The 14,844-nt window shown below is 62.3% G+C and carries 14 protein-coding genes; 3 read left to right on the forward strand and 11 right to left on the reverse strand.

Features of this window, described 5'->3' with window-relative positions; all coding sequences use genetic code 11:
• Positions 1-112: 112 nt before the first annotated feature.
• Positions 113-847 (forward strand): phosphoadenylyl-sulfate reductase, encoded by a 735-nt coding sequence (locus UB48_RS05510; RefSeq protein ID WP_045194740.1) that lies wholly within the window; start codon positions 113-115, stop codon positions 845-847.
• Here UB48_RS05510 and UB48_RS05515 read toward each other — a convergent pair.
• The 10 genes from UB48_RS05515 to UB48_RS05560 all read right to left on the reverse strand — a co-directional run bounded on the left by UB48_RS05515 (position 834) and on the right by UB48_RS05560 (position 12,445).
• Positions 834-2,720: an ATP-binding protein gene (locus UB48_RS05515; RefSeq protein ID WP_177329141.1), complete on the reverse strand. Its 1,887-nt coding sequence runs from the start codon at positions 2,718-2,720 to the stop codon at positions 834-836. The two genes, UB48_RS05510 and UB48_RS05515, sit on opposite strands and share 14 nt — an antisense overlap.
• A gap of 13 nt (positions 2,721-2,733) precedes the next feature.
• Complete coding sequence (locus UB48_RS05520) at positions 2,734-3,360, reverse strand: response regulator transcription factor (RefSeq protein ID WP_045194741.1); 627 nt, start codon at positions 3,358-3,360, stop codon at positions 2,734-2,736.
• A 36-nt stretch (positions 3,361-3,396) separates the two neighbouring features.
• Positions 3,397-4,131, reverse strand: a complete 735-nt coding sequence (locus UB48_RS05525; protein WP_045194742.1) for a pilus assembly protein — start codon at positions 4,129-4,131, stop codon at positions 3,397-3,399.
• A 134-nt stretch (positions 4,132-4,265) separates the two neighbouring features.
• The gene (locus tag UB48_RS27065; protein WP_052676488.1) at positions 4,266-5,483 is read right to left on the reverse strand and encodes a hypothetical protein; all 1,218 of its coding nucleotides are present in this window, start codon (positions 5,481-5,483) and stop codon (positions 4,266-4,268) included.
• Positions 5,483-8,014 (reverse strand): CS1-pili formation C-terminal domain-containing protein, encoded by a 2,532-nt coding sequence (locus tag UB48_RS05535; protein ID WP_082075417.1) that lies wholly within the window; start codon positions 8,012-8,014, stop codon positions 5,483-5,485. Before UB48_RS05535 ends, UB48_RS27065 begins: the two co-directional genes overlap by 1 nt.
• Positions 8,015-8,109: 95 nt before the next feature.
• Positions 8,110-8,589: a CS1 type fimbrial major subunit gene (locus tag UB48_RS05540; RefSeq protein ID WP_045194743.1), complete on the reverse strand. Its 480-nt coding sequence runs from the start codon at positions 8,587-8,589 to the stop codon at positions 8,110-8,112.
• 234 nt (positions 8,590-8,823) lie between these two features.
• Complete coding sequence (cysB, locus tag UB48_RS05545; protein WP_010222540.1) at positions 8,824-9,798, reverse strand: HTH-type transcriptional regulator CysB; 975 nt, start codon at positions 9,796-9,798, stop codon at positions 8,824-8,826.
• Positions 9,799-9,922: 124 nt separating this feature from the next.
• Complete coding sequence (locus tag UB48_RS05550; protein WP_045194744.1) at positions 9,923-10,420, reverse strand: universal stress protein; 498 nt, start codon at positions 10,418-10,420, stop codon at positions 9,923-9,925.
• A 92-nt stretch (positions 10,421-10,512) separates the two neighbouring features.
• A complete protein-coding gene (locus tag UB48_RS05555) occupies positions 10,513-11,421 on the reverse strand; it encodes a 5'-nucleotidase (protein WP_045194745.1) in 909 nt (302 codons plus the stop codon).
• Positions 11,422-11,491: 70 nt separating this feature from the next.
• Positions 11,492-12,445: a putative 2-dehydropantoate 2-reductase gene (locus UB48_RS05560; RefSeq protein ID WP_045194746.1), complete on the reverse strand. Its 954-nt coding sequence runs from the start codon at positions 12,443-12,445 to the stop codon at positions 11,492-11,494.
• A gap of 116 nt (positions 12,446-12,561) precedes the next feature.
• Between UB48_RS05560 and UB48_RS05565 the strand changes: the two genes are divergently transcribed.
• Entirely contained in the window at positions 12,562-13,014 is a 453-nt protein-coding gene (locus UB48_RS05565) for a PilZ domain-containing protein (RefSeq protein WP_045194748.1), read from the forward strand.
• Positions 13,015-13,178: 164 nt separating this feature from the next.
• Positions 13,179-14,255, forward strand: a complete 1,077-nt coding sequence (locus UB48_RS05570) for a 3-deoxy-7-phosphoheptulonate synthase (protein ID WP_045194753.1) — start codon at positions 13,179-13,181, stop codon at positions 14,253-14,255.
• A gap of 86 nt (positions 14,256-14,341) precedes the next feature.
• Here the strand turns inward: UB48_RS05570 and UB48_RS05575 are convergent, their stop codons facing one another.
• Positions 14,342-14,626 (reverse strand): GNAT family N-acetyltransferase, encoded by a 285-nt coding sequence (locus UB48_RS05575; protein WP_010222546.1) that lies wholly within the window; start codon positions 14,624-14,626, stop codon positions 14,342-14,344.
• Positions 14,627-14,844 lie beyond the last annotated feature (218 nt).

Below are 14,844 nucleotides of genomic sequence, written 5' to 3' on the forward strand. Positions count from 1 at the left end.
ACGCCAAAAATGGGAAGCCGCACTCTACATGCGCGGCGTCTACCCGGGCAATTTTTGTTAAGATCAGGGCATTACGAGCGCCAAGCGCCATTCAATGACCGGAAGCCGCCTGATGAGCCAACCCTTCGACGTCGCCCCCCTGGCCGCGACCTACGCCAACAAGTCGCCGCAAGACATCCTCAAGCTGGCCTTCGAGCACTTCGGCGATGACCTGTGGATTTCCTTCAGCGGCGCCGAGGACGTGGTGCTGGTGGACATGGCCTGGAAGCTCAACAAGAACCTCAAGGTGTTCAGCCTGGATACCGGCCGCCTGCACCCGGAAACCTACCGTTTCATCGACCAGGTGCGCGAACAGTACCAACTGCCGATCGAGATCCTCTCCCCCGATCACAGCAAGCTCGAGCCCTTCGTCAAGGAAAAAGGCCTGTTCAGCTTCTACAAGGACGGCCATGGCGAGTGCTGCGGCATCCGCAAGATCGAGCCGCTGCGGCGCAAGCTGAGCACTGTCAGCGCCTGGGCCACCGGCCAGCGCCGCGACCAGAGCCCGGGCACCCGCAGCCAGGTGGCGGCGCTGGAAATCGACAGCGCCTTCTCGAGCCCCGAGCACACCCTGTACAAGTTCAACCCGCTGGCGCAGATGAGCAGCGAGGAAGTCTGGGGATACATCCGCATGCTCGAACTGCCATACAACAGCCTGCACGAGCGCGGTTTCATCAGCATCGGCTGCGAGCCCTGCACCCGCCCGGTGCTGCCAAACCAGCACGAGCGCGAAGGCCGCTGGTGGTGGGAAGAGTCGACCCAGAAGGAATGCGGGCTGCACGCCGGCAACCTGATCACCAAGGGTTGACTTCCTCGCGCTGGCAATAGCGCTCCAGGTGCTGCTCAAGGTCGATAATCGCCTGGCGCAGCATCTGTACCAGCTGGCTGATGCGGTGGGCCGGCGCCTGTGTACTGCAGGCCTGTTCCAGCTGTAGACAAACTGCCAACACCTCATGAGCACGGATCATCCGCGCCCCGCCCTTGAGCCGATGCACCAGGTCGGCCAACGCCACCCGATCCTTACCATCGTGCAACCGGTCCAGACCGCGCAGGTCCTGGCGATTGCTGCTGACCAGATCGCCGAGCAGGGCCCGGACCTTGTCCTGATCACCGGCGGCCAGCACCAGCAGGCTGGAGATGTCCATGCCCGGTAGCACCGGCGCTGCCTGGGCCACCACCGGCGCCGCGACACGGCCCGTCAGGCCCTCCAGCGCCTGCTGCAGATCGTCGATGCTCAAGGGCTTGAACAGGCAGGCATTCATTCCCGCCGCCAGGCAGCGGGCACGTTCCGACGCCTGGGCATTGGCGGTCACCGCCAGCACCCGGCAAGCCTCGCGGCCGGCGCGCCGCTCATGCTCGCGAATCGCCCTGGCCAGCCGATAGCCATCGAAGATCGGCATGTTGCAGTCGGCGATGACCACATCGAACGACTCGCGCAGCCAGCAGCGTAAACCCTCGCCACCGTGTTCGCAGACCCGCACGCGATGGCCCAGGTAACCGAGCTGGTGCATGAGCAGGATGCGATTGGCCGGGTAGTCATCCACCACCAGCACCTTCAGCGGCTTGCTCAGGCCTGCGCTCTCCCGGCGCCGGCCCGGAGCGTCGCTGGACGCCGCCGGTGGCAGGCAGGCCAGGTTCAACTGCACCTCGACACGGGTACCGACACCGATACTGCTGTCCAGCTGCATACGCCCGCCCATCAGCTCGCACAGCATCCGGCAGATGCTCAGCCCCAGCCCGGCACCATTGCGCCCGGCCTGGCGGTTGTTGCTGGCCTGGCAATAGGGCGTACCCAGGCGTGACAAATCGGCCATGGGAATGCCGACGCCGGTATCTTCCACCACCAGGCTCACCTCCACGCGGCGCAACCGGCGCTGGGTGTGCAGGCGCACACGCACCGAGCCTTCACGGGTGAACTTGATGGCATTGCTGATCAGGTTGGAGAGAACCTGCTTGAAGCGCAGGGCGTCGAGCAGCACGTCGCTGTCCAGGGCGCCGGTAACCTCCAGGTGCAGGCGCAGGCCCTTGCCCAGGGCTTGCTGTTCAAACATGCGCACCACCCCTTCGACCTGCTGGCGCAGCTGGGTGCGGCGCGGTTCAAGGAGCAAATGGCCGGATTCGATGCGGGTGACATCCAGCACATCGCCGAGCAGTTCAAGCAGGCCACGCGCCGAGCTTGAGGCCACCTCGATAGCCAGCCGGTCGAGCACACCCTGATCGGCCTTTTCCTGGGCCAGTTCGAGCATGCCCAACAGGGCGTTCATCGGCGTGCGGATCTCGTGGCTCATGGTCGCCAGAAACGTCGTCTTGGCCTGGTTGGCCGCCTCTGCCTGTTCCTTGGCCGCTTGCAGTTCAGCATACATCTCGGTCAGGGCACGCTCGGCCCGCTCGCACTTGCGGATTGACTGGCGCAAGTAGTGAATCCACACCAGCGCCAGCGCCAGCAAGCTGCCGACCACGGCACAAGCCTGGGCAATCAGGCGCCCGTTTTCGTGCCAGAAACTGTCGACAATCGCCAGCGTGGGGTGTTGCGCCACCACCGCATGCGCTTGCGCCTCAAAGGCGTGCAGGCCGCGGATGGCATCCGGCCAGATGCCTGGCGCTACCTCTTCGGCCCCGGCCACTGTGGCCAGGCACTGCAGTACCAGCAACACCAGCGCCTGCAGCAAGCGAGCATGCACACAATTGGGCAACCTAAATGAGCAGGTTGCGCTTGGCGACATCCGCCAGGTCCACCAATGATTTGACCCTCAATTTCTCGATCAGACGGGTTTTGTACGTGCTGATGGTCTTGTTGCTCAACAGCATCACATCGCCGATGGCCTTGTTGCTCAGGCCGCGGGCCAGTTGCTGCAGCACCAGCAGTTCACGGTTGGTCAGGCTGGCGATGCACTCGGCCTCCGAGGCGCGCACATCGACCCTGCTCACCGAGCTCAAGGCGACTTCAGGGAAGTAGGTGTAGCCGGACATGACCGCATGCACGGCCTTGCTCAGCTCGCATAAATCGTCGGTTTTCGATACATAGCCGACCGCGCCGGCCTTCATGCAGCGCAAGGAAAAATACTCAGCCTGCTGGGAGGTCAGGATCAGAATTTTCAGCGCAAGCTTCATCGCCTTGACCCGGGCAATCACCTCCAGGCCGTCCAGGCCCGGAATGCTGATATCGAGGATCATCAGGTCCGGGCTCAACTCACGGGCCAGGCGCACGGCATCGACGCCGTTGTCGGTCTGGCCGACCACATTGAAGCGCTCGCTGACCAGCAGCAGGTTGACGCTGGAGCGAATAAACGGGTGATCGTCCACGATCAGAACACTACTCATACCTTTCCTCATGCCACGATATTGGCGGGCTCCGGTTCAGCCCTTGAAGGCAATTTCGCGGCGCTGCTCGCCCTCGACCAGTTCAAAGCGGTAATGGCGTCCGGGCTTTTTTTCAAACACGCGAGTGTTGCCTGGCAGCACATGGTGCTTGGTCGCCGGGGCGCAGTCCTTGTTGCCGGCGGCGCAATCATTGAAATGATCGAGGACGATGGTGGTGTTGCCCTTGTTGGGAATCAGAAAGCGCCCGGCCTCATGCTCGACCTCGACCTGATAGCGGCTGGCCTGGGGCCGCACGAACAGGATCGAGCCGTAGCCGGCCAAAATGTTGACCCCGACCTTGAGGGCGTTTTCATAACGCTCGGCTTCATCTTCGGTCACGGCAAAACCGTCGTTGACCTCCGGCAGCACCGGGATGAAACGCAGCCTGAAGTAACGCTCGTGCTCACGCTCGCCGCGATACAGCAGGCGCACCGCCTGCATGCCATTGGCGGGGATGATCAACCGCGCAGGGCTCACCACCAGGCCACGCTGCAACGCCTCGCGGCCGTCCATCTCGACTTCGCGGGCCTGGCCCTGCTCATCGTAGACCAGCTCGGCGACGCTGACCTTGACGAAGGCGGTGGTGTCGCCGCCATTGCGCACCCGCTTGAGCAACGTGCTCTTTTCACCGTCGAGGTAATCGTAGAAGGTCCCGATGTTGAGCTCGGGCCCGGCGAGCGCAGCGCTCGCCACCAGTATCCATAGCAGCGGTACCGCCAGTAATCCTTTCATGTCGTTTAGCTCCCAGCTCAACTGGCTAATTAATATCATTCTCATGCACCCGGGCTGTCCGGGCAACCGGCATGGGTTGTAGGAAATTTCCTTATCTGACAGCGAAATCTCCAATTATCTCGTTCAGGGGTTGCTTATAGCGCAGCATCCAGCACCAGTGTCACATCGCCCTGGAAGGTCTCGCCCGGGTACCCGAGCATCGAGGCGGTATCGGCCTGGGACACTTCGAACAGCAAGCGCGCCTGACGGTCGAGCGTGGCCTCGACGGTATCGATGCGCAGCGCCGCCGGAGCGCCAACCGGCACCACCAGATTGTCCACCGGCGCCCCCTGATGCTTCATGCCTGACGGCAGGGTCAGGGCGACTTTCAGCGGAACCTGATGGCCATCGCGGCCGCGAATGCCACAGCGTCCGCCCAGGTCGTATTCGCAGCGGGTGTGCACGCTGATCGCACCGGTGGTCCAGATCTGGAATGGCAGCACCCGGTACAGGCGCTGAGGTGGCGTGCCGCGATTGATCCAGCTTGCCCAGCCACCGGGCGGTTCGAGTACTGCGCGTTCGGAGCCAGGCGGAAACTCGAGCTTCAAGGGGTGTTTGACGGTTATTTCGAAATCCAGGATCAACCTGTCTGGTGTCGCCGAAACAACTTGGTCACCAAGGTCAAAGTCTGAACCCGCCCCCCCAACGCTCCATGGCAACTGGGCGCGATAGACGCCGTTTTTCAGTGTTGCGGCGGACGGCAACTGTAAGGTGAAGGTTATGCCCATGACGTCGGTACGGACATCATTGACGACCCCTTGCGTAGCGTCCCGATCCAGGATGTAACAACCACGAGCCGGGTCCTGGATCTGCGCAAAGAGCTCAGTATTGAGGGTCCCAAGCCCGCGCCATGCCAAGCCCCAACACCCGCCGTGATACTGGTTCCATACCAACTGAGGTCTGGTAGCCATGCCTCTGAGGCCGATATGGGTCGCCTTGAACGCGGCACTGAACGAATCTCCTCGTTCATTGACCAGATTCAGAGACGTCACGTCCGGCAGCTTGAAGAAATACCTGTCCCTCCAGTTCGACGCATAATTGATGCCTCTGGTGCGAAAGCTCACCGGCAGATTGACGGTGTATTTGTGTTCATTGTATTGATTACAGGTCGCCAGCCCCGAACAGAACTGCGCCGACGGCGTGGTGTAGACGAACGCGTCTGGCCTGTAACCCGGCCGAGGGCCCTTGTACTCAAAAGTGATGTTCACCACACTGGCCTCGGCCTGTGTGCTGAACAGCCCCGGCAGACCGCCTCCTGAGACGCCAATGAACACGGTAAGCGCCGCGCCCAAGCATTTTCGCAGTCGCCGCATCACGCATCCTCCTTCGTTGGTTTCAGTTCGGCCTGGGCCACATTGGCCCCGGCGCAGGTCAGGTCGCCGACCAGCAGAATGTCGTTCTCGCGGGTGTACGTGCCTTGATCGAAGCTGAACAGGCACAAGGCATCGGCGCCCCGGCGAATTTCCAGGGTCGGCGTCGATTCGCTCATCTCGATGGCGAAGAAACCATCCGCCTCGCTCACGCTGCGGCTGGCGTGGTTGATTACCAGCGCGCCCCGCAGCGGCTGGCCTTTGGCATCGACCAGACGGCCGATCACGGTGACGGTCTGCATCACGCGAATCTGGTGATAGTCGACCCCGCCGCGGTTGAGGTGGTACTCCACCGTCGCGGGCTGGATGACAGCGGCATGGGCGTCCCTGCCTTCGAAATCGAAATGCACCTGGCCGGCCTTGTAGGCGCTGACCGCAATGACATTGCGCCCCGGGCGCAGCACGGCGCTGTGGCCGTGATGGTCGTCGGCGCGCATGCGCAGGCCCTGCAGGTCCGACTCGACATCGACAATCAGGCCGGCCTCGTGGGGCAGGTACTGCCCGGACATCGCCACCTGGCCGGCGCCGATCGCCAGCACGCTGTCGAGGTTCAAACCGGCGGTCAGTTCGCCGTTGTAGGACGAGCTCTGGGCATAAGCATCGCCATGCAGCAGCGGGCTCTCGAACAGGGCACTGCCGCCAAAGCCGGTGCCATAACGGTCCAGCGAAACTGTGCCGGCCAGGCTCTGCAGTGCGCCGTAGTCGACGTCCTGCTGATAGGTCAGCGAAGCGTTCTGATCGCGCCCGCCGTCGCGGGACGTGCGGCTGCCCAGGGTTGCCGAAATCCTGCGGCCCGGCCCGCCGAGGCTCATGCTCATGCTCAAGGTCACGCCGCGGTTGCGCGCATCACCCGAGCTGCTGGTGCCAGGGCGATCGAACACTGACAGCCGCCAGTGGGTATCGGAGTCCAGCAGCTTGCCAAAATAGCCCCAGCCGACATCGAAGCCGGTGCCGTTTGCACCGGTACCGCTGCTATGGGAAACCCGTACGGTAGCGGTACTGTGGCGATCGACCCGGTGGTTCAGCGACAGTGCGCTCTGGCGCACCTCGCGCACGCTGAAGTCGCGCTGCGCACCAGGCTGATCGTCTTCGAACCTACGGCTGTCCAGCCATGAGCGGCTCTGACTGAACACCAGCGAGCCCGATGCATAGTTGTAGATGCCTTGCAGGTCGTAGCCGTTACCCTGATCTTCGGTATGAAAAACGCTGCCATAGAGCTTGAACGGATCCAGCACATCCCAGTCCAGCGAGCTGCCGTACTGCATGAGTTCATCGATGCGCTGGACCGAGAGCCCGAGCACTGCCCGCGGGTGTAACAGGTAATTGGTAAATACCCCGGCGCTCAGGCTGTTGTCATAGTCCTTGTCCCAATTGCTCCACAAGGTGCTCTGCTGCCCGACATAAACGTTGTAGCGCCATGGCGACTCGGCGTTGTTCCAGTTCGAGGGTTTGTAGATGAAGGCCTCGCTGCGCGAGGTTTCCTGGTTGTCTTCAATCAGGCGAACTTCTACTTCATAAATGCCTCCCGGCAGCACCCGGGTATCCAGCGCCTGCAAACCGGCCTGCACCGACTGGCTGTTGATCAGCACACCATCACGGTAGATTTCGGCGATAGCCGACCGGTTCGGGGTGACATAGATGGGCGTGGCGCTGGCCTGGCCATTATTGACCGCCAGGCTGTCGCTGCTGCCGAGCATCAGGCCGCGGGTGGTATCGGGCAGGTTGCCGAGCAGGCGCGGCTGGCGGGTCAGGCCCTGGGCACCCGGGGTAAAGTAGCCCAGGCGAAAGAAATGCTGGTCGTGCACACGCTCGGCATAGAGCTGGTCGACACGGTGCCGGGTTTGCTCGGCGTAGTCGCTGTTGCGGTCGAACTGCGCCTCGCCAACGACAGTCCAGTTGCCGACGCTGCCCTGCCCCTGCACGGCATAACGCCCGGTGGTTTCCAGGTCGCCACCGACCAGGTTCAACTGGTTGCGTAACAGCAAGCCGTGGCTGCCGCGTTCCGGCAAGGCGTGGTAAAGCGCCGGCTGGTCGCTGCGCTCCGCCGCCGTGGTGAGGATCGATAACTGTGAATTGACCAGGCTGTAGTGCAAGGCCACCAGCCCCAGCGGGCAACTGGACAGGCAGTTGCCCAGCAACCTCGGCTCCTGCAACTGTTCGCGCCAGCGAGAACGTTCGCTGTCGGCGGCGTTGCTCTCAAAGGTGTCGGTAAAGTCGAGCAGTTGCACCTGCTCATCGCGCGACAGCACCACCAGCGCATCGCCCAGGTAACGCCCATCGAGGTCGACGCGAACCGCCAGGGGCACATCAAAGAAATGTTCGCCGAACTCTTGCGGCAAGCCTTGCGCCTGGCTCAACACCCCCAAGGGCCCGGCCGCCCCCCGGGCATCGGCCCAGGCACAGGCAGAACTGCAGAGCACAACACACCCCAGGGCCAGTCGAATGGATACAGCGAGAGACAAGTAGTTGGCCATGACCATTTTTTCACAGGCAATACTCACCCCGTACTCATTCGAACGAAGGAGCAACGGGGTGAATAGAAGGGGACGGAAAAACGCCGGCTGGCGACTTACGGCGAAACGGTCTCGAACAGCATGTTGACGATGCCCTGGTAGTTGCCTGGCACGTAGCCGCCCGCACCGGCCGACTGCGCGGCCACATCAAAGGCCACCAGGGTGCCCGCCGCCGCGGCGGCTGCCGGCACTACCGGCACCGAGGTGGTGGTCAGGCCGGTGCCGTTGACCGCGACATCCAGACCGATGCTGTTGGCGCCGCTGTTGATCACTGCCGGGCTGAGCAGACGGGCGGAAATCGCCCCGGTGGTGCTCTTGACCTGCAATTGCTTGCGGATCGGCTCAAGCGATTCGCGCAGGGCGTTCCAGGCCATGTTCTGCGGTTCGTTCATCCAGTTGCCGCCCACCGGCTCGACATAAAAGTTCTCGGTCGGGACGGTGGCGGTTACGGTGACTTGTTTCTCCAGTGGGTCGGCGGCAAAGACATTACCAACGGCCAGCAAGGCGAGCGGCAGGGCCAGAAAAGTGCGCTTCATGAATTGATCTCCTCGAATTGACCTGTGCAATCGTCACAGGCGACGTGCCAACGGCGAATGCCGCACCGCACAGGGCGGTTGGCGAGGAGGATTATTCGGCAGATATCCGACGCAAAAAGTCGGATCACTCCCAGCAGAGTTGGGAAATTTCCCAAAGAGAATTAGCGTTCAATCGCACAATAAAAAAGCGCCCGTTCAAGGGCGCTTTCTGCACATCGTCTACCAGGGTTTGGATCAGTGCACTGGCAACTCGACGCCTTCAAACAGCTCTTCAAGCTCCTGCTTGTTGTGGCAGGCGATCGCCTTGGCCATCACTTCGCGGGTCAGGTGCGGGGCGAACTTCTCGATGAAGTCGCACATGAAACCGCGCAGGAAAGTGCCACGACGGAAACCGATCTTGGTCACGCTGGACTCGAACAGCTCGCTGGCATCGAGCACCACCAGGTCATTGTCGAGCTTGGTGTCGACCGCCATCTTGGCGACGATACCGACGCCCAGGCCCAGGCGTACGTAAGTCTTGATCACGTCGGCGTCAGCGGCGGTGAACACCACCTTCGGGGTCAGGCCGCGGTGGCTGAAGGCTTCATCGAGCTTGGAGCGGCCGGTGAAACCAAACACGTAGGTAACGATCGGGTATTCGGCCAGGGCTTCGAGGGTGAGCTTTGGCAGTTTGGTCAGCGGGTGGCCCTGAGGCACCACCACGCAGCGATTCCAGCGATAGCAGGGCATCATCACCAGGTCGCCGAACAGCTCCAGGGCTTCAGTGGCGATGGCGAAATCGACGGTGCCGTCGGCGGCCATTTCGGCAATCTGCATCGGCGAGCCCTGGTGCATGTGCAGGGCCACTTCCGGGTACTGCTTGATGAAGCTGCTGATCACCGGCGGCAGGGCATAACGCGCCTGGGTGTGGGTGGTGGCGATCGACAGGGTGCCCTTCTTCTCGTTGGAGAATTCCTGGGCGATCTGCTTGATGCTCTCGACCTTGCGCAGGATCTCGCCGGCGGTGGTGATGATGCGCTCACCGGCCGGGGTCACGCGGGTCAGGTGCTTGCCGCTGCGGGCGAACACTTCGACGCCCAGCTCGTCCTCGAGCAGGCGGATCTGCTTACTGATGCCCGGCTGGGAGGTGTACAGGCTCTGCGCTGTCGCGGAGACGTTGAGGTCGTGGTGCGCCACTTCCCAGATGTAGCGCAATTGTTGAAGCTTCATAGGTATCCCTCAAATCAGCTGGGCGTCACCGGCAGCAGCGACGATTTATAACTATATTAGTGGTTTGAAGAATAAATCTAGAACTATTTTAGCAGTCTTCAAGGAACCTACCTACGTCGCCCAGTTAAGACTTCCTACGACCGAGATGTTGCGCGAGCGGCACCATGTACACCGGCACCGGCGACAGCTGCAGCAAGCGCACGGCGGTGCGGCCAATCGGGATGTCAACGCCGGCGCCCTGGCTGTGGCTGCCGAAGATCAGCAGGTCGACACTCAGGCGCTGGGCCTGTTCGAGAATCACCTGCGCCGGGTCGCCCTGGCGCACGCGCACGGCCTTGATCAGGGCAAGGTCAGCCTCCTCGCCTAATTCGTCACGAAAGTTTTCCAGGACCCGCTGCTCGATGTTGGCCATCACCGTGGTGACGCCTTCGCTGTGCAGTTCATCGAGGGTCTGCTCGTCCAGGTAGCTTTGCAGCAGTGATTCGGCGAACTGGCCCATGGGCTCGACTGCATGAATGACGTAGAGCTCTGCGTTGAAAGTCCGCGCCAGCGCCAGCGCGTGTTGCATGACAAAAGGCGCGTACACACCGAGGTCAGTGGCATACAGCATGGAACGGATCATTCGACCTCCTCGACTGCCACGACGGCAGAGCAAGCTTCAGCTTAGCAGCGCCAAGATCGGCCGCAGGGCCGTCCGGCGCCGAGGTTTGCCAGTCAGCCCAGGGTCGGTTCGTTGCTGATCCCATGGGGCACATGGCCAGTGGCGACGACGCTGCGAGCCCGTTCGCAATGGCCGGCCTGATCGTCGAAGAACACATCGGCAGCGAAGGCTTCGAGGAACGCCGATTTGTCCAGGCCGCCAAGAAACAGCGATTCGTCCAGGCGAATATCCCATTCGCGCAAGGTGCGGATCACCCGCTCATGGGCCGGTGCCGAACGGGCGGTGACCAGCGCCGTGCGGATCGGGCAGGCGCCTTGCGGGAACTCCTTTTGCAAAAGGTTCAGCGCCGCCAGGAACGGCTTGAACGGCCCGCCACGCAACGGCTCACGCGCCGATTGACGCTCGCTGGCCTGAAACGCTTCGAGGCCGCCGAGCTGGTAGACCCGCTCGGACTCATCGGAGAACAGCACCGCGTCGCCGTCAAAAGCGATGCGCAGCTCGTCACTGGCCGCACGCTGGGCGCCACCGGAGAGAATAGTGGCGGCGGCAAAGCCAGCCTCCAGGGCGCTGCGGACGTCATCGGCATCGGTGGACAGGAACAGGTGACAACCAAACGCCGCCAGATACGGATAAGGACTACGACCGCCGACGAAGGCGGCGCGGTAAATACCCAGGCCGTGGTGCTCGATCGAATTGAACACCCGCAAGCCGGTATCGGCGCTGTTGCGCGACACCAGCACCACCTCGACCCGCGCCTGGCCAAGATGGGCGTTCAGGCCCAGAAGCTTTTGCACCAGCGGGAAAGCGTCACCGGGTTCAAGCACTTCGTCTTCGTGTTCGATCTGGTACTGGCGATACGCCTCAACGCCCTCGGCCAGGTACAGCCGATGGCTCTCGCTGAGGTCGAACAGCGCCCGGGAGGAAATGGCGACGACCAGTTTGTCACCGAGGTTCTTGCTCATGCTGCATCTCCTACATACCCTGTGGGAGCTGGCTTGCCAGCGATTGGCTGCGCAGCAGCCCCGGCGATCATCAATCCGGCAAATTATGCCGATCAATAAACACCAGCGCCTGATACAACGCCTGCATCTTCGGCAACTCACAGCCCGCCGCCCGCGCCTGGGCCAACGGCTCGGCGTAGATCGCCGCCAGTTCCAGTGGCCGCTGCTGGGCGAAATCGTGGTACATGCTCGGCCAGTAGTCGGGCATCTTCTCGGTCACCGCAAACAGGTGCTCGGCATAGCCTTGCGGCAGTTCATGGCCACAGGCACGGGCACCCTGCACTACTTCGGCCATCAGCGCCTGGATCAATGCGCGGCTGTCGGCATCGGCCATCAGCGGCGTGGTACTGGCCTTGAGCAGCACAGACAACCCGTTGTAGGGCACATTCCACACCAGCTTCTGCCAGCGCGCCTGGGCCAGGTTGCTCATGGCCTGGGAATCGATGCCGGCGCCATGGAACAGCGCCGCCCCGGCCTCGACAATCTGCTGGCGGCTGTCATCATCGGCCGCCGGGCCGCTGTGGTAGCCCAGGTTCACCGCGCCCAGCGACTGGTGGCGGATCACCCCCGGCGCTTCGCGGTTGACGCAGATAAAGCACAAGCCGCCAAGCAGGTGCAGGTTGGCCGGCAGCAAGGGCCGCAACTGCTCTTCGACGCCCAGGCCGTTCTGCAGCAGCACCACCTTGGCATCCGGCGCCGCCGCTTTGCCAATCAACGGCGCCAATTCAGTGTTGCTGGTGGTCTTGGCGCCCACCAGCAGCCAGTCGCAGGGCGGCATGTCGGCGGCGTCGGCGTAGGCCGAAACCTTCATCTGCACGATGCCATGCACGGCGCTGTCGAGGCGCAAACCGTTGAGCTGAACGGCGTCGAACTCGCTGCGCAAGAGAAAGTGCACCTCGAACCCGGCACGCGCCAGCATCAGGCCATAGAAGCCACCAATGGCACCGGTGCCGATTACGCCGATACGCGGGCTGCTCGTGTTCATCCTGCTCTCCTCAAGCGTTCATTTTCTGTTCACATTTTTTACACGCAAATCATACGTTTTACGAACCTTCACTATACTGAGGCGAACAAGGTCAAAAAATCGACACGGAGTCGAGCATGCGTGGTTTCTTGCTGCACCCGGACGATGTTCCGGTGGAGCTGACCCTGCGTCAGTCGCCCAAACTGTTCCGCCAACGGCTGCACACTATCAGCCTGGGCGGAATCGCCTGCAACCACCCTCGGGCCTACCGACGCGGCATGGCGGTGGAAATGCTCATCCCCTCCCTCGGCGCCGAGGCGCGCTACCCAGGTTACGTGGCCTGGTGCCAGAAGCACCAGGACGGCTACCGGGTGGGTATTGCCTTTATCGACGAACAGGCGCTGTTTGGCGCACGCATGGGCGAACAGGTGTGCCAGATCCAGCACTTCTGTCAGGCCCGGGAACACGCCGCCAACCCCGATACCGATGTCGAAGCCCTCGCCCAGCAGTGGGTCAGCCTGCACGCCGGCGAGTTCTCCGAGGCCAGCCTTGAGGCAAGCCATACCCGGGAAATCCTCCTTCCGGGGTAAAAACCCCGTGGCTGTGGGCTTTTCCTTGCAGGAAAGCCGCCCTTGCCCATTGTCGAGCCACGGTGTAACGCGCTAAGGTTCGGCTCCCCGCTGCGTACAATTTTCGCTGCTCCGCCGCACGGGGATCGCTGGCGGCCGGCACCCGTGACCTGACGAGTAACACGATGGCTGATTTACCGATCGATGACCTAAACGTTGCCTCCAACGAGACCTTGATCACCCCCGATCAGCTCAAGAAGGAAATCCCCCTCAGCGCTACCGCCCTGCAGACCGTGACTGCCGGCCGCGAAGTGGTGCGCAATATCCTCGACGGCAAGGACCACCGCCTGTTCGTGGTGATCGGCCCCTGCTCGATCCACGACATCAAGGCTGCCCACGAGTATGCCGAGCGCCTCAAGGTGCTGGCGGCAGAGGTGTCCGACACCCTGTACCTGGTCATGCGCGTGTATTTCGAAAAGCCGCGTACCACCGTCGGCTGGAAGGGCCTGATCAACGACCCGTACCTGGACGACTCGTTCAAGATCCAGGACGGCCTGCACATTGGCCGCCAGCTGCTGCTGGACCTGGCGGAAATGGGCCTGCCGACCGCCACCGAAGCCCTCGACCCGATCTCGCCGCAGTACCTGCAGGACCTGATCAGTTGGTCGGCCATCGGCGCGCGCACCACCGAATCCCAGACCCACCGCGAAATGGCCTCGGGCCTGTCCTCCGCGGTCGGCTTCAAGAACGGCACCGACGGCGGCCTGACTGTCGCCATCAACGCCCTGCAGTCGGTGTCGAGCCCGCACCGCTTCCTTGGTATCAACCAGGAAGGCGGCGTGTCCATCGTCACCACCAAGGGCAACGCCTACGGCCACGTGGTGCTGCGTGGCGGCAACGGCAAGCCCAACTATGACTCGGTCAGCGTCGCCCTGTGCGAACAGGCCCTGGCCAAGGCCAGGATCAAGCCGAACATCATGGTCGATTGCAGCCACGCCAACTCCAACAAGGACCCGGCCCTGCAGCCGCTGGTGATGGAGAACGTCGCCAACCAGATCCTCGAGGGCAACCAGTCAATCATCGGCCTGATGGTCGAGAGCCACCTGAACTGGGGCTGCCAGGCAATCCCGAAAGACCTCAACGACCTGCAGTACGGTGTCTCGATCACCGACGCCTGCATCGACTGGGCGTCCACCGAGAAAACCCTGCGCAGCATGCACGCCAAGCTCAAGGACGTGTTGCCCAAACGCCAGCGCGGCTGACAGGCAGATACAAAAACGCCGGGCAATTGCCCGGCGTTTTTGTTGGTGCGTTGAACAGCAGCGCAAAGGGCTGCCCTTCGTGATCTTCAGGCCTTGTTGGTGGCGTGCTTTTGCTGACGTTCCATGTAGCGCTCAACATAGGAGCACGACGGAATCACGGTATAGCCCATGTCTTCGGCGTACTTGAGCGCCTGCTCGGTGAGCGCCGCAGCAATACCCCGGCCACGCAACGCGTTGGGCACGAACGTGCGGTAGATATCCAGGGTCTGCTTACCCAGGTCCATGTAGGTCAGGTAAGCACGATGACCGTCCACATTGGTCTCGAACTGATGACCAGCCTGGTCATGGTGGATGGACAACGCCTCGCTCATCACTACTCCTCGCGGGTCTTGTGCTTTGACCCTACCTTACCGATGTTTGTCCGGCGAAGGAACCTCTACGCCACCCCGTGCCCCATTGGACAACGAGAAGAGCATGGCTGTTCTCTGGCAAATGAGCACGTACAAATAGTAGGCGCCCGATGCCCGGATGCTCAAGGTGGCTGGTCGCAAATTTCACCCACTTGTGGCAAGCGGACACGGCGGCGAGC

Source organism: Pseudomonas sp. 2(2015) (assembly GCF_000955865.1).
GTDB lineage: Bacteria > Pseudomonadota > Gammaproteobacteria > Pseudomonadales > Pseudomonadaceae > Aquipseudomonas.

What these genes read in the sequence shown, in the direction of transcription:
- UB48_RS05510 (WP_045194740.1), top strand. Translation starts at nt 113, where the DNA reads ATGAGCCAACCCTTCGACGTCGCCCCCCTGGCCGCGACCTACGCCAAC.
- UB48_RS05520 (WP_045194741.1), bottom strand. Translation starts at nt 3,360, where the DNA reads ATGAGTAGTGTTCTGATCGTGGACGATCACCCGTTTATTCGCTCCAGC.
- UB48_RS05525 (WP_045194742.1), bottom strand. Translation starts at nt 4,131, where the DNA reads ATGAAAGGATTACTGGCGGTACCGCTGCTATGGATACTGGTGGCGAGC.
- UB48_RS27065 (WP_052676488.1), bottom strand. Translation starts at nt 5,483, where the DNA reads ATGCGGCGACTGCGAAAATGCTTGGGCGCGGCGCTTACCGTGTTCATT.
- UB48_RS05535 (WP_082075417.1), bottom strand. Translation starts at nt 8,014, where the DNA reads ATGGCCAACTACTTGTCTCTCGCTGTATCCATTCGACTGGCCCTGGGG.
- UB48_RS05540 (WP_045194743.1), bottom strand. Translation starts at nt 8,589, where the DNA reads ATGAAGCGCACTTTTCTGGCCCTGCCGCTCGCCTTGCTGGCCGTTGGT.
- cysB (WP_010222540.1), bottom strand. Translation starts at nt 9,798, where the DNA reads ATGAAGCTTCAACAATTGCGCTACATCTGGGAAGTGGCGCACCACGAC.
- UB48_RS05550 (WP_045194744.1), bottom strand. Translation starts at nt 10,420, where the DNA reads ATGATCCGTTCCATGCTGTATGCCACTGACCTCGGTGTGTACGCGCCT.
- UB48_RS05555 (WP_045194745.1), bottom strand. Translation starts at nt 11,421, where the DNA reads ATGAGCAAGAACCTCGGTGACAAACTGGTCGTCGCCATTTCCTCCCGG.
- UB48_RS05560 (WP_045194746.1), bottom strand. Translation starts at nt 12,445, where the DNA reads ATGAACACGAGCAGCCCGCGTATCGGCGTAATCGGCACCGGTGCCATT.
- UB48_RS05565 (WP_045194748.1), top strand. Translation starts at nt 12,562, where the DNA reads ATGCGTGGTTTCTTGCTGCACCCGGACGATGTTCCGGTGGAGCTGACC.
- UB48_RS05570 (WP_045194753.1), top strand. Translation starts at nt 13,179, where the DNA reads ATGGCTGATTTACCGATCGATGACCTAAACGTTGCCTCCAACGAGACC.
- UB48_RS05575 (WP_010222546.1), bottom strand. Translation starts at nt 14,626, where the DNA reads ATGAGCGAGGCGTTGTCCATCCACCATGACCAGGCTGGTCATCAGTTC.